Below are 13,666 nucleotides of genomic sequence, written 5' to 3'. Positions count from 1 at the left end.
AGGGCAACGGCGGCGGCGCGGTTTCCGTTGTCGATCGGTACGATTTTCACGGGCGCTCTCCGCTGTCTGGCGTTAACTGGCCGGGGAAAGAGATTTTTCAACTTCGCCGCGTAGTATTGGCTTACGATGATAGATTTACTGTCCCGTTAATCGCCAGGGCTGCAAGGCGGCGGAGCCGATCACGTTTGCATGAAAGGCAGGCGCGCCGAACGCGCCCGCCTCCTGTCATCGGCCGATCAATAGACCACGACGCCGCGAATGCTCTCGCCCCTGTGCATCAACTCGAAGCCCTTGTTGATGTCTTCCAGCGGCATCGTATGGGTGATCATCGGATCGATCTGGATCTTGCCCTCCATGTACCAGTCGACGATCTTCGGCACATCGGTGCGGCCGCGCGCGCCGCCAAAAGCGGTACCCATCCAGTTGCGGCCGGTGACCAGCTGGAACGGACGTGTCGAGATTTCCTGACCGGCGCCGGCAACGCCGATGATGACCGACTTGCCCCAGCCGCGATGCGAGGCTTCCAGCGCCTGACGCATGACCTTGGTGTTGCCCGTGCAGTCAAAGGTATAATCCGCGCCGCCGATCAGGTCGCCGTTACGCTTCGTCATGTTGACGAGATAAGGCACGATGTCGTCGCCGACTTCTTTCGGGTTGACGAAGTGGGTCATGCCGAATTTTTCGCCCCAGGCCTTGCGGTCGTTGTTGATGTCCACACCGATGATCATGTCGGCCCCTGCAAGGCGCAGGCCCTGCAGCACGTTCAAACCGATGCCGCCGAGACCGAAGACGATGGCGGTGGCGCCAATCTCGACCTTGGCGGTGTTGATGACCGCGCCGATGCCGGTCGTCACGCCGCAGCCGATGTAGCAGACCTTGTCGAAGGGAGCGTCGGGATTGATCTTGGCCAGCGCGATTTCCGGCAGGACGGTGAAGTTCGAGAAGGTCGAGCAGCCCATATAATGATGGATCTTGTCCTTGCCGATCGAGAAGCGCGAGGTGCCGTCCGGCATCACGCCCTGTCCCTGGGTGGCGCGGATGGAGGTGCACAGATTGGTCTTGCGCGAGGTGCAGGAATAACATTCGCGGCATTCCGGCGTGTAGAGCGGAATGACATGATCGCCTTTCTTGACAGAGGTGACACCGGGGCCGACATCAACGACGATGCCAGCACCCTCATGGCCGAGAATGGCCGGAAACAGGCCTTCCGGATCGGCACCTGACAGGGTGAAATCGTCGGTATGGCAGATGCCGGTCGCCTTGACCTCAACAAGCACTTCGCCGGCGCGGGGACCTTCAAGCTGGACGGTCATGACCTCAAGCGGTTTTCCTGCCTGAATGGCAACAGCGGCGCGTACGTCCATTTTCGATCTCCTGGCGTTGTCTCATGATTGGATAGGGCTGTTTTGCCCGAGCTTGGCGGCAGGGACAAGGGGCAAAAGCGACCTTGGCGTCTCAGTTGCGACCAAAAAATGAAGCCGTCTCCGTGTTGGACAGGAAGAGCGAGCATCGGGAAAATTGTATCCGCAATCGAGTATCCAATTGGCGTATTCAATTTAATATTTCGACTATAATAAATTATGAATATCTGATTTAAATATATGATTTTACATACTATTTTTGATATTCGGGTGATCTTTAATTTACGAATCTGGTGTTTAATCCGCCATATAGAATGACGAATGAAATTGGGCTGTCATCAATCGGTGGTTCCGGAAAATACCTTTATCTCGCGAGTGCAACTGGCCCTCGCCAATTGTGTCGCGCCGCCATGATCGCGGCGAGCATCAGCGGTTTTGCTGAGTTTGTATCCTGTGGCCCGGGGCTTTCGCCCGGCTGCAGTCTTTGTGTGTCCGGCTGGGGAGGAGAGCCGGGACGATCCGTGGCGGTTGGACGAAAAGCGATTATTGCAGATGTTTCATATTGAAAGAATGTTGAACGCGTTGGCGCGTCATTTCCACCTGCTTCTCAGGGATCGGCGGGCAAATTTTGCGATTATCACGGCATTGCTGATGCCGGTTTTTCTTTTCACTTTCGGACTGCTGTTCGAAGGCGGCCGCGCGCTGGCCTATTACAGCCAGTCAAAGCGGGTGATCGCGCAGGCCTGCGAGCGCTCGACGAAACCGACCCGGACGAATGTGCCTATCGATGAAGTGCGACGCAAAAATGTGCTTGATACCTTCGACGCGCTCATCACTTCCACCAAACAGGAGGTGGTGAGCCGGGATGTGAAAATCGACTGGCTGACCACCGATATAGACGCGAAATTCACCTATAAGACGGTGTTGGGCGGCATGTTCAATGTCGAAAAAATGGATTACGCGCTGACTTACCGTTGCGACGGTATTCCTCCCTATCCGTATGACGGCGAGGTGATCGTCAACAACACATTCGACCGGCTGAACGGTAAAGACCGCATTCTCAAAAACGGTAAAGGCCCCAACACCATGAATGGTTGCTGGGGTGTCGTCAGCTATGAGGAGCTTGGATGGAACGGTGGCACAGGTCCGGGCATCGAGCTTCAGGACTGGAGCAATGCGGAGTGCCGTAAGAAATTCGGCTGGCAGGGTTATGAGGAGCCGAAGAAGGATGCCGGACCTGTTTGCGCCAGCGTCTCGCAACAGGACGTCGCACCGACTGACGAAAAAGATCCGAAAAACAACAACAAACTGAAAGAGCTCGATAAGGACGCGTCGCAATCCTCAGCAGCCAAGCCATGTCCACCCGAATCGGACGAATTGGAAAAACCTTCCCTGTTGAAAGCCGAAAATGGCGGGATACCGCCGACCAAATATGTGGTGGAACTGGACAGCCATTGGGATGGGCAGAATAGAAAAGATGCCAACAGTTCGATTTTCAAGATTGTGGAAATGCACCCCGGAAAATATGAGGTTTCGGTCTGGTATAATGGCCGCAACGACGCCTATGGCGGCACCAACGACATCGACATCTTCCTGCAGCTCCAGCGTCCGCAATTAGGTCCCGAAAAGAAGATCATCGAAATGGCGCAGAAGGGCAAGGTCTTCTGGGAGCGCCGCAGTTACTCGATCACGGTCGATACCTATTCCGTCTACAAGCTGACGATTGCCGCAGGCGGGAAAAGCGACAGTCTTGGCGGCATCATCACGGCTTTTGAGGTGAAGTATGTCGACTCACCTAAATAATGGGCTCTTTCGCCGTTGCTGCGGTCGTTTCAGCTTTTATACGCTCGACATCCGGGCAGCCACCGCCGTCGAATTCGGCCTGCTCATGCCGGTCTATTTTCTGCTGGTCTTCGGTATTTTTGAAGTCGGTCTGGCGCTGCTGCTCACTCTCAATCTGGCAACCGCGGCCAATGCCGGCGCGGAATTGCTGCGCAAGGCGGCGGCAAGTCAGACGGTGGTTACCGAAATCGAATTCAGACGTGTCATCGACTCGAATTTCGTGCTCGGTACGACCGAAAGCGACATGAAGATAACGCTCGTCCCGATCCCGGATGCGGATTTCACCGCCGTGCCGCTGACATTTCCGGTCGAGAACAAGTTTCAGGCGCCGGATAAAAAAGCCGGGCAATATCTTCTGGCGCTTGGTTACAATTGGCAATTCATTATGCCCACGACGCGTTTGCTGATCCCGAGTGGCGGCGGCACGCAGCCGCAATTACAGAATGTGTCTCTGGCGATCACCGCCGTTCGGGTGACGGAATGATGGTGTTTCGGCTGAAACCCGTCCTTGCCGCCATGGTGCGGTCGCGCTCCGGCGTGGCCGCGGTGGAATTCTCCCTGCTATTGCCAATGCTCATCATCTTTCTGGCGGTGATGATCGAGACCGGTCGTGGCTGGCTGAGTTACGACCGTTTCGTCACGGTCGTCGACAATACAGCCCGCTGGTCCGCCCGCTTCCCGGAATTCGAAGAACGGGTGAGGACAGGGGTGAAAACCTTTGTCATCGAAGCCGGGCAGCCTCTCAACCCGGAGGAACTCGATCTGACCTTGCGGAGCGCCAAGCTGGTGGGCGGCGTCGCAACTGTCGAATTTGCGCCTTACAACTTCTTCGGATCCGCAGAAGCCGTTACCTGGGACAAGATGCTGAAGGCGGGAAACTTCAAGGACGAAGAGGCTGTCATCGTGATTTCGGGGCGCTATAAATATAGTCCGTTATTCTCGTTCCTGCGCCCCACCACCATCGAGTTCGAATATGTCGCGACGGTCAATCCGTATTTCTCGCGGCACTACAAATATCAGAAGGGCAAGTCGGACTGGTCCTTCTGGAATGTTCGTTGACGGCTTGGCTACGGAAGCTCCGTAGCCAATATTTCGGCATCAATGATCCTGCACGACGCCGGCTTCTGTCTTCGTTTCATCCATCTCCAGCCACGCCGCACAATCCTTCAGCGCCCGCGCTGCAACCAGCTGGCGCTTCATGACCGTCTTGTCCTTGCCGCGAAAGCGCTTCACACCTTCCGGCTTGACGATGGAACCCGGCTCAAGTTCAGGGAACAGGCCGAAATTGATGTTCATCGGCTGGAAGGAACGTTTGCCCGGCTCATCGTTTGAGGAAAGGTGGCCGCCGGTGATGTGGTTGAGCAGCGAACCGAGCGCCGTGGTGGCCGGCGGCAGGCTAGGGCTCTCGCCTTTCCGTTCTGCTGCGGCGAAGCGGCCGGCCAGAAGCCCGACGGAGGCGCTTTCCACATAACCTTCGCAACCGGTGATCTGGCCGGCAAAACGCAGGTCGGGCCGCGATTTCAGCCTTAGCGTCGGATCGAGCAGGATGGGGGAATCGATATAGGTGTTGCGGTGCAGGCCGCCGAGGCGGGCGAATTCCGCATTTTCAAGGCCGGGAATCATGCGGAACACATCCGCCTGCACGCCGTATTTCAGTTTGGTCTGGAAACCGACCATGTTGTAAAGCGTGCCGAGCGCATTGTCTTGGCGCAGCTGGACCACGGCATAGGCCTTGACGGTGGGATTGTGGGCATTGGTTAGCCCCATCGGCTTCATCGGGCCGTGGCGCAGCGTCTGGCGGCCGCGCTCGGCCATGATCTCGATCGGCAGGCAGCCGTCGAAATAGGGCGTGCCTTCCCATTCCTTGAAACCCACCGTGTCGCCGGCGATCAGCGCGTCGATGAAGGCGTTATATTGTTCCTCGTCCATCGGGCAGTTGATGTAATCCTTGCCCGTGCCGCCGGGGCCGACCTTGTCGTAACGCGACTGATACCAGCAGATATCCATATTGATGCTGTCGCGGTGCAGGATGGGGGCGATGGCGTCGAAAAAGGCCAGGGCATCCTCACCCGTCTCTGCCTGAACCGCCGCCGCCAGATCCGGCGAGGTGAGCGGGCCGGTGGCGATGATGGTACTGCCCCACTCCTTCGGCGGCAGGCCGGAAACCTCTTCACGCACGATCGTCACCAGTGGGTGACTTTCCAGCATTTCGGTGACGGCGAGCGAAAACCCGTCGCGATCGACGGCAAGCGCTCCGCCGGCCGGCACCTGATGTTTGTCGGCGCAGGCGATGATCAGCGAGCCGGCAAGCCGCATTTCGGCATGGATGACGCCGACCGCATTGGCGGTCGCATCGTCGGAGCGAAATGAGTTGGAACAGACCAGTTCGGCCAGCGTATCGCCCTTATGGGCATCCGTGCCGCGCACGCCGCGCATTTCATGCAGAATGACGGGAACGCCGCTCTGTGCGATCTGCCAGGCGGCTTCCGAACCGGCCAGTCCGCCGCCCACGACGTGAATGGGAGAAATGGTCTTATCTTGCATGCTGGCATCCATGAGCCGCGCGGCTGCCAAAGGCTTCCGTCTGGCGGCTGTCTTTCGAGTGAGTGTTCCGCGCGGGTCCTAAAAGGACGCGGCATTGTTTGCGGATGCACTACCATGCATGGCGGGGGCAGCCAAATGTTTTTGGGATGGGCCGGGCGAGGAAGAGACGCGGGGCATGGTGAAACGAGCGGGTGCCGATTGTTTCCTCTCCCCGCCGGGGAGAAGGTCGCGGCAGCGGGATGAGTGGGCGAGGGTGGAGATATTCGGAGAGCTTGCCCCCTCATCCGACCCTTCGGGCCACCTTCTCCCCCTCGGGGAGAAGAAACGAGCGGCACCGCATTGCCTGTCAGATTGCACCGCACGTTGCTGGACACGCTTTTGCAGGCGGCACGCAGGGCAGGGGACGAACCGCTGATATGTTCGCAGAGGTGCCGAGCGCTCAGCCGACTGCCAGAATCAAAAACGGCGCACAAGGCGCCGTTTTTTTTAAGAACCGTCGCTCGATCGTCGCGCCCTGGAGGTCGGGCAGCGGGACGATCGTTTACGCCTTAGCGGAACGAACGGGAAGCAACGTTACGGATGTCGTAACGTGTCAGGCCGATGTCGCTCAGGGCCTGGTTGGACAGGCTGCCAAGTTCGTTGATCGTGCGGCGGTAGGAGATCCAGTTCTTTGCGATACGGATAGGGTTCATGGTCGTTTCCTCAATCTTTCTTTGTGAATTCGTCTGCCGGCTCAGCGTTTCTCTGTGCTCTCGGCTGTTGAGGTTTATATATAGACATTAAGCCATGTTGTGCAGTGCAGAATTTAGGCTACTGCCATGCATTTGTGCACTATGTCGGCTAATTTTACGGCTTTGAGTACTGCATGAGCAAAATATGAGCGGAAATGCCTGCCTTTCGGGCGTTCCTGACGGCTTTCATGGTCTTTGGTGACGATTGGAGCGACTTTTTGGGGTGTTGAAGGGTGGGAAGGGCGTTGGCCTTGCTCAAACGTCGCGCGGGCGGGCGGAAGAGAGATGCTTTTTTCATCTCTTGCGGCCTGCGGATGTGCGGGAACCGATGGTGACGCCGTCAGAACCCCCAAACGAAAAAAAGGCCAGAGGCGGGAGCCTCAGGCCTTTTTGGGTAGGTCGTCTCGCATCCGCCGCAATGAAGCGGCGAAGCGTATTAGATGCCGACGGCGGTGCGGGCGACGCGACGGATGTCCTGACGGCCAATGCCGAGGTCGCTCAGTTCGCGGTCGGTCATACGGCCGAGTTCGGTTACGGTCTGACGATACTTGCGCCAGTTGGTCAGCGAGCGGGTGATGTTCATGGTCATTTTCCTCTTCGTGCTGTTCAGTCCACGCGGCCAGTCTTGGGAGGCTTTGGGTCCGGGGCTGAACTGATCTCTGTATGACCATGAATATAATCGGTTTAATCAAAACAAAAACAGACAAAGCAAGATGTCACCTATGCATACAATGCACGGCAATCCGGTAAATGAGCCTGATTGCGGCGGTTCGTGCATAATTTGTGACCAATTTATGTGCTTTTGGTGACGCCAGATGGTTGAAGGTTGGGCAGCCGTGCGGCTCGGCCGGGTGCGGCGGCGGGCAGGGGTGAAAGCCCGAACGGTGAACCTGATCGGTCGATGGCAATCCGGCTATGTAGCTTGCGGGTCGTGCTATATATAATGTCAATGTAGCCGCATAAATGACGTGCGCTTTTGCCGGCAGTGTTCCGTGCGGATGCGCAGGGCTGGGCGGGTTGGCTGAGGCGGGAGACATAAGCGCGGGCCAGCCGTTTTCGGTTGAGGATCGCCTCTGTCTTGGCTGCCATAGCATCATCCCCTGTTGTGGGTGGCAAACAGCCAAAGAGGCGCGGTCTCCCTCACTATCGGATCGGGGCCAAGAAAAGTCCGGGCGAAACCAAAGGCAGGGGAACGGCGTGCTTGACCCTTTCTGAACATTGTGACATACCGCCGCCCAACGTGCGGGTATGGCGGAATTGGTAGACGCATTGGTTTTAGGTACCAACGCTTCGGCGTGGGAGTTCGAGTCTCTCTACCCGCACCACAAGCAAAGCATGGCTGTGCCACGCTTGCGCCAGAGTGCACCTTCAATGGTGCAGGGGGCTTAGGGGCTATTTGCCCCTGGTTGCTCTTCGTCTCCGGTGCGGGCGTATTTCGTCCGGGCAGGCGCTTTGTGTGAAGAAATAATGGAAGCCACGGCCGGGCAGCGATGTTTCCGGCGCAGTGCTCGAAAGTAAACCAACGGCTGTCTGAGCACCGCCGCCATGATGTGAAGGTTTGAAAAATGCAGGTTATCGAAACGCTCGCTGAAGGGCTGAAGCGCGAACTCAAGATCGTTATCCCGGCTGCCGACATGAAGGCCCGTCTGGACGAGCGCCTGGTTGACGCCAAGGACAAGGTTCGCATCAACGGTTTCCGCCCCGGCAAGGTGCCGATGGGTCATCTGAAGAAGATGTACGGCAAGTCCATCATGGCCGACCTCGTCAACGAGCTGGTTCGTGAAAAGCCGACCGAAATCCTCTCCAGCCGCGGCGAGAAGTCTGCAACGCAGCCGGCGATCTCCATGACCGAAGACGAGCAGGAAGCTGAAAAGATCCTGTCCGCCGAATCGGATTTCGAATTCACCGTTGCTTACGAAATCATTCCTGCCATCGAACTGAAGGCCAATGACGGCATCAAGGTTACCCGCGAAGTTGTTGAAGTCTCCGAAGACGAAATCAACGAGCAGATCCTCAAGATCGCCGAAAGCGCCCGCACCTTTGAAGCCAAGAAGGGCAAGGCCGCCGATGGCGACCGCGTCACCATGAACTACCTCGGCAAGGTTGATGGCGTTGCCTTCGACGGCGGCGCTGCTGAAGATGCCGAACTGGTTCTCGGTTCCGGCCGCTTCATCCCCGGCTTCGAAGACCAGCTCGTCGGCGTCAAGGCTGGCGACGAAAAGACCATCACCGTGACGTTCCCGGCCGATTACCCGGCTGCGAACCTGGCCGGCAAGGACGCCACCTTCGACGTTACCGTCAAGGAAGTTGCTGCCGCTGCCGCCGTTGAAATCAACGACGAACTGGCTGAAAAGCTCGGTCTCGAATCGGCTGAAAAGCTGAAGGAAATCGTCAAGGGTCAGATCGAAAGCCAGTACGGCAACATTACCCGCCAGAAGGTCAAGCGTCAGATTCTTGACCAGCTGGACGAGATGTACAAGTTCGACACCCCGGCTGGCCTCGTCGATGCCGAGTTCGACAACATCTGGCGCCAGATCAACACCGATCTCGCCCAGTCCGGCAAGACCTTTGCTGACGAAGACACGACCGAAGAAGAAGCCCGCGAAGAATATCGCAAGCTTGCTGAGCGCCGCGTCCGCCTCGGCCTCGTTCTCTCTGAAATCGGCGAAAAGGCCGGCGTCGAAGTGACCGAAGAAGAAATGCAGCGCGCGCTGTTCCAGCAGCTGCAGCAGTTCCCCGGCCAGCAGAAGGAAATCCTCGATTTCTTCCGCAACACGCCCGGCGCTTCCGCTTCGCTGCGCGCTCCGATCTTCGAAGAGAAGGTCATCGACAAGCTGCTCACCGAAATCTCGGTAACGGACAAGACCGTTTCCAAGGAAGAGCTGCTGGCTGACGACGGCGAAGAAGAAACGGAAACCAAGAAGAAGGCTCCGGCCAAGAAAAAGGCTGCTGCCAAGGCTGACGACGCCGCTGAAGGCGAAGAAGCCGCTCCGAAGAAGAAGGCTCCGGCCAAGAAGAAGGCCACTGAGGCCGACGCTGAATAATCTTTTTCGATTGAAGCTGATTGAATGGAAGGGCCGTGGCGAAAGCTGCGGCCTTTTTTTGTTTGGAAGCGCAATCTGCTCTTAGGTTGCGCGGTGTGCCAGCGGCGCAAATCAACGCCACTGGCCGCCTTTCACCGTTAGAACTTGTTCCTGCTATCGCTTCTCGGATCGTTGTTCACGTGATGCGATATATAAAGATCGCCACGAGCTTTTCGACGCCAGGGTCGCGCAGGATTTTCCTGATCGATGATGATGTCCGTGACCGAAATAGCCGGTAAACCATTCATCGGGCACTGTACCGCCCATTGACCATCTGGTGTGACTATACCCGAGGGAGCGGCGTGGCTTTGAGGTGCAAGTGTTGAATAGCTCGCCCAATAGGCGTTGCTCGATGCATGCCCCAATATTTCCGCGGCAGATGCCGAAGCATTGGAAGGGCCATCGCCCGCCGTCGAAAACAGCATGCACTCGACGTTCAGCTTCTCATATTCCATGAATATTTCCGGATAGTGCACTTCCATGCCAAGTGCGCAACCGAAGCGGAAGCCATCGACTTCAAACGTCACCGGGACACTTCCCGGCGAGTACATGAAAGAGATTTTGGTGTTCGATAGCAGACGCTCATCGTAGCGTGTTACAAGCTTCCCACGATCGGAGACGACATACAGACTGTTATATGGCCGGTGCGGCGGTGTCAGTTGGTGGACGGCACCAAAAACCACCCAAAGTTTTAGCTTCTGCGCCAGCTTTCTGGTCGCCTCCAGTTCTTCGCGCAGAGTTTCCCATGCAAAGCGTGTCCAGTCGGAAGGGCCGATTTCCCTTGGACCGATCGCCGACATGATCCGTTTACCTGGCCAGCATGTTGCCCCTTCAGGAAAATGGATGAGACGAGCGCCTGCTTTATGGGCATCAATCATGAGGCGGCGCATTTCCTGTCCGCCTGTCTTCAATGCGGAAACGTCACGAGGATCGTTGAACAGCGATGTCTGCGCGACAGCCATTCGGATTGAGCTGCTTACAGGGGCATCCGGCATTTTTCGAATATGCTGAAGAGCAGCTGTATAAGATTCGCCGGTTTTGGCTGCGCGAGCTCTTACACGACGTTTCAGATTGCTATTTTGCGTCATTGTCAGGCCTTTCACATCCCGGACGCAGTTCCCCAGCAACCCGTCCGAAACGATCGGACCAAGATAGTGGCCTGAGACAACAGTCCCTTTGCCTCCGTTGAAGACCATGCTGGGGAAGGTCGGGGAGGTTAGGCGCAGGCTACGCCGTGACAAATATCGATGGGGAAACGCCGATTCGTCAAGCGGCTGTGGTACCGGTCAGGTGAAGCTTCGCGATCACAATGCAGTGCAGCATGATTTTTTGCTGCATCTGCTCTTGTTCATCTCCCATTCATCTGGCACCCTGCGAAGCATGATTTGCCTCGATCGCCTCCGGTGGTCGTCCGAGCATCATGTGCCGCCAGTGTGCGGTCATCATCGCTGCCAAAACCATTGGCCTTAAGCTTTTACCGTGCCTGCCGGGTTCTTCCGGCACGCCCTTAATTTGCCAGGGGACAAAATATGTCGCCACGAACGGGCTTTGCCCTTTTGCTGTTCACCGTGCTTGCAAGCGCCGCCCATGCCGATGATGCCGGGTTGATCTGGAAGCCGGTGAAAAATTCCGATCAGTCCTATACGGCGCGCATCGGCGCGAAGCTGCCGGTCGATACGCCCATCCGTGCGGGGTTGGAAATGGGCATGAATGCCTCGAAGACCGGGCAGGTGGTGGATACGCCGGTGCGGGTGTGGGGCAATGTCACCTTGCTTGCCGAACAGTTGCCCGGCGTTTCGCTTGCCCGGGATGTCGGCGTCCTCTTTAACGCGCTGACGGGGTCGAGCAGCGTTTCCATGACCTCGCAGCAGAAGCGCATCGTCACGCCGGAACTGGATATCGAGGCCAACCGCAATTTCACCGTTCGTTATGACGGCACGGCGCAGCAGTGGAACGGCCTGGATGTGTCGCAATCGCTGCGGCTCTCCCGCTCCGAGACCGGCACTGCTTTCGTGCTGACGGGGGCGAGCCGCAACAGTTTCAACGAATTCAGCAGCGGCGTGGCGGTGGAGCAGAAGATCGGCGATAATCTGACGGTGCGCGGCACGCTGGATCAGGGCTATGCCGATCATTTTCGGCCGGGGTTTAGTGCGCGGTATAGTATTCGGTGGTGAGGGTGTGCGTCACCGGTCCCGTCGCATGAATATTCTCAACGTGATGACAAGCACTTCCGCACGCGACTTCATCCTTGGGCTTGTCCCATTGAAGTCCGGTTTGAATTTCCGTGCAGGCTGCATTCCCCTTGAAGTCGGTGGTGAAGGGTGAGCATTCACTCAACGTCATTCTCGGCCTTGTGCCGAGGATCTAACCACGTCGAATAAAATCAATACGTTAGAAGACCCTCGGGACAGGCCCGAGGATAACGTCGAAGTGCCTGTCAGCGCCGCTCAATCCTTCTTCATCTCACCCATGCGGTTCCATGCATCCAGACCGGCGATCTTGTAGGCCTCAGCCAGCGTCGGATAGTTGAACGTATTCTCGACGAAATATTCCACCGTGCCTTTGAGGTTCAGCACCGCCTGGCCGATATGCACCAGTTCGGTTGCGCCTTCGCCGACGATGTGGACGCCGAGCAGGCGGCGGGTTTTCAGCGAGAAGATCATTTTCAATAAGCCGCTGTCGAGACCCATGATGTGGCCGCGGGAGGTCTCGCGGAAATGGGCGATGCCGCATTCATAGGGAATGTTGCGTTCGATGACTTCTTCTTCCGTCAGGCCGCAGGTGGAGATTTCCGGCACGGCATAGATGCCATAGGGGAAGAATTGCGGCGGTTCGCCGGCGGGTGCGCCGACGGCATGGCGGGCGGCGATGCGGCCCTGTTCCATGGAGGTGGAGGCAAGGCTCGGGAAACCGATGATGTCGCCGGCGGCATAGATGTTCGGCACCGAGGTCTGGAAGGTTTCCGGATCGACCTTCAGGCGGCCGCGGCTGTCGGCTTCCAGCCCGCAGGCGGACAGGTTGAGCGTATCGGTGGCGCCGACACGGCCGGCGGCAAACAGCACCGTCTCCGTTTTGAGAACGCGGCCATTGCCGAGCGAAACGAGGCATTTGCCGTTCTCATCGCGCTCCACCTTTTCCGCCTTCTGGCCGAAGATCAGCTTCATGTTGCGGTCGCGCAGCTGGTAGGTGAAATCCTCGACGATTTCCTTGTCGATGAATTCCAGCATGGTCTCGCGCGGCTCTATCACCGTCACCTGCGTGTCGAGTGCGCTGAAGATCGTCGCATATTCGATGCCGATGACGCCCGCGCCGACCACGACCATGGAGCGCGGCAGTTCCTTGATTTCGAGAATCTCATCCGAATCGAGCACCGCCTGGCCATCGAAGGGGATATGCGGCGGCCGGTAGGGGCGGGTGCCGATGGTCAGCAGGATGGAAGTGCCGGTGACATTCATGATCTCGCCGTCGTTCTTCACCACTTTCATGGTGTTGGCGTCGACGAAGCTTGCCGTGCCGCGAATGTGCTGCACGCGGTTGCGGGCAAACTGGTGCTCCAGCACCTCGACCTCGTGGTCCAGCGTGATCAGCAGGCGGCGGCGCAGGTCGTCGGCGTCGATCTCCTGCTTGACGCGGTAGGAGCGGCCGTAAAAGCCGCGCTCGCGCCAACCGGTCAGGTTGAGCGCGGTTTCGCGCAGGGTTTTGGAAGGAATGGTGCCGGTGTGCACGGAAACGCCGCCGACGCGGCTGCCTTTCTCGATGACCAGAACCTTCTTTTCGAGCTTGGCGGCCTGAATGGCGGCCCGTCTTCCCGCCGGACCGCTGCCGACAACAATCAGATCGAACTGGTGCATGAAAAACCCCGGAATAGAATGCATTGCGATAACCGGATGTCGCATCCGGCGTGGCGTCGTCGCGAAATGGTTGTGATGCCATTTTGACGAGGAGGAGTGATTCCCCCGTCAGCCTTACCCCGCCAAGAGTGCAATGCAACAAACGCCTGCGTCAATCTGTAGCGTAATAATCTGACGGATTCGTAACTGTGGGGAATTTTAAGCGGAACCAAGGTGGTTGGGGCTTTCCCCCCTCTGCCCTGCCGGGCATCTCC

General features: G+C 57.6%; 11 protein-coding genes and 1 tRNA gene. 6 read left to right on the top strand and 6 right to left on the bottom strand.

Annotation, left to right across the window (positions count from 1 at the left end):
• Positions 1-236 precede the first annotated feature (236 nt).
• On the bottom strand, positions 237-1,364 hold the full coding sequence (locus tag JZX89_RS15550) for an S-(hydroxymethyl)glutathione dehydrogenase/class III alcohol dehydrogenase (protein WP_174372501.1): 1,128 nt from the start codon (positions 1,362-1,364) through the stop codon (positions 237-239).
• 432 nt (positions 1,365-1,796) lie between these two features.
• On the opposite strand from JZX89_RS15550, the gene JZX89_RS15545 reads away from it, so the two are divergent.
• Genes JZX89_RS15545 through JZX89_RS15535 form a run of 3 tightly spaced genes read left to right on the top strand, consistent with a single transcriptional unit; the run spans position 1,797 to position 4,262 of the window.
• A complete protein-coding gene (locus tag JZX89_RS15545) occupies positions 1,797-3,164 on the top strand; it encodes a TadE/TadG family type IV pilus assembly protein (RefSeq protein WP_336510783.1) in 1,368 nt (455 codons plus the stop codon).
• Positions 3,145-3,687, top strand: coding sequence for a TadE family protein (locus JZX89_RS15540; protein WP_174372502.1), 543 nt, complete (start codon positions 3,145-3,147; stop codon positions 3,685-3,687). Before JZX89_RS15545 ends, JZX89_RS15540 begins: the two co-directional genes overlap by 20 nt.
• Entirely contained in the window at positions 3,684-4,262 is a 579-nt protein-coding gene (locus JZX89_RS15535) for a TadE/TadG family type IV pilus assembly protein (RefSeq protein ID WP_149897495.1), read from the top strand. The genes JZX89_RS15540 and JZX89_RS15535 overlap by 4 nt, the downstream gene beginning before the upstream one ends.
• Positions 4,263-4,301: 39 nt before the next feature.
• On the opposite strand, the gene trmFO is transcribed toward JZX89_RS15535, so the two are convergent.
• From trmFO to JZX89_RS15520, 3 genes are all read right to left on the bottom strand, one after another.
• Complete coding sequence (gene trmFO, locus JZX89_RS15530; RefSeq protein ID WP_174372503.1) at positions 4,302-5,759, bottom strand: methylenetetrahydrofolate--tRNA-(uracil(54)-C(5))-methyltransferase (FADH(2)-oxidizing) TrmFO; 1,458 nt, start codon at positions 5,757-5,759, stop codon at positions 4,302-4,304.
• 536 nt (positions 5,760-6,295) lie between these two features.
• A complete protein-coding gene (locus JZX89_RS15525) occupies positions 6,296-6,439 on the bottom strand; it encodes a DUF1127 domain-containing protein (protein ID WP_003515516.1) in 144 nt (47 codons plus the stop codon).
• A 475-nt stretch (positions 6,440-6,914) separates the two neighbouring features.
• Positions 6,915-7,061, bottom strand: coding sequence for a DUF1127 domain-containing protein (locus JZX89_RS15520; protein WP_013636249.1), 147 nt, complete (start codon positions 7,059-7,061; stop codon positions 6,915-6,917).
• 659 nt (positions 7,062-7,720) lie between these two features.
• Between JZX89_RS15520 and JZX89_RS15515 the strand changes: the two genes are divergently transcribed.
• Both JZX89_RS15515 and tig read left to right on the top strand, forming a co-directional pair.
• Positions 7,721-7,803, top strand: a tRNA-Leu gene (locus JZX89_RS15515).
• A gap of 240 nt (positions 7,804-8,043) precedes the next feature.
• Entirely contained in the window at positions 8,044-9,522 is a 1,479-nt protein-coding gene (gene tig, locus JZX89_RS15510; protein ID WP_207134621.1) for a trigger factor, read from the top strand.
• Positions 9,523-9,659: 137 nt separating this feature from the next.
• Here the strand turns inward: tig and JZX89_RS15505 are convergent, their stop codons facing one another.
• Positions 9,660-10,649 carry a carbon-nitrogen hydrolase family protein gene (locus JZX89_RS15505; RefSeq protein WP_246746741.1) on the bottom strand — a complete coding sequence of 330 codons (990 nt, stop codon included), beginning with the start codon at positions 10,647-10,649 and terminating at the stop codon, positions 9,660-9,662.
• Positions 10,650-11,090: 441 nt separating this feature from the next.
• On the opposite strand from JZX89_RS15505, the gene JZX89_RS15500 reads away from it, so the two are divergent.
• Entirely contained in the window at positions 11,091-11,735 is a 645-nt protein-coding gene (locus tag JZX89_RS15500) for a hypothetical protein (RefSeq protein WP_207134619.1), read from the top strand.
• Between the two features lie 273 nt (positions 11,736-12,008).
• Here JZX89_RS15500 and sthA read toward each other — a convergent pair whose 3' ends face one another.
• Positions 12,009-13,412, bottom strand: a complete 1,404-nt coding sequence (gene sthA / locus JZX89_RS15495; RefSeq protein WP_207134618.1) for a Si-specific NAD(P)(+) transhydrogenase — start codon at positions 13,410-13,412, stop codon at positions 12,009-12,011.
• Positions 13,413-13,666: the final 254 nt, after the last annotated feature.

Source organism: Agrobacterium burrii (genome assembly GCF_017313405.1).
Classification (GTDB): Bacteria; Pseudomonadota; Alphaproteobacteria; order Rhizobiales; family Rhizobiaceae; genus Agrobacterium; species Agrobacterium burrii.
Note: the sequence above shows the minus strand (reverse complement) of the source record. Positions and strands in the feature narration are given on the sequence as shown.

Coding starts and splice junctions, on each gene's coding strand:
- JZX89_RS15505 (WP_246746741.1), bottom strand. CDS start 10,649: ATGACGCAAAATAGCAATCTGAAACGTCGTGTAAGAGCTCGCGCAGCC.
- tig (WP_207134621.1), top strand. CDS start 8,044: ATGCAGGTTATCGAAACGCTCGCTGAAGGGCTGAAGCGCGAACTCAAG.
- sthA (WP_207134618.1), bottom strand. CDS start 13,412: ATGCACCAGTTCGATCTGATTGTTGTCGGCAGCGGTCCGGCGGGAAGA.
- JZX89_RS15535 (WP_149897495.1), top strand. CDS start 3,684: ATGATGGTGTTTCGGCTGAAACCCGTCCTTGCCGCCATGGTGCGGTCG.
- JZX89_RS15550 (WP_174372501.1), bottom strand. CDS start 1,364: ATGGACGTACGCGCCGCTGTTGCCATTCAGGCAGGAAAACCGCTTGAG.
- JZX89_RS15500 (WP_207134619.1), top strand. CDS start 11,091: ATGTCGCCACGAACGGGCTTTGCCCTTTTGCTGTTCACCGTGCTTGCA.
- trmFO (WP_174372503.1), bottom strand. CDS start 5,759: ATGGATGCCAGCATGCAAGATAAGACCATTTCTCCCATTCACGTCGTG.
- JZX89_RS15525 (WP_003515516.1), bottom strand. CDS start 6,439: ATGAACCCTATCCGTATCGCAAAGAACTGGATCTCCTACCGCCGCACG.
- JZX89_RS15540 (WP_174372502.1), top strand. CDS start 3,145: ATGTCGACTCACCTAAATAATGGGCTCTTTCGCCGTTGCTGCGGTCGT.
- JZX89_RS15520 (WP_013636249.1), bottom strand. CDS start 7,061: ATGAACATCACCCGCTCGCTGACCAACTGGCGCAAGTATCGTCAGACC.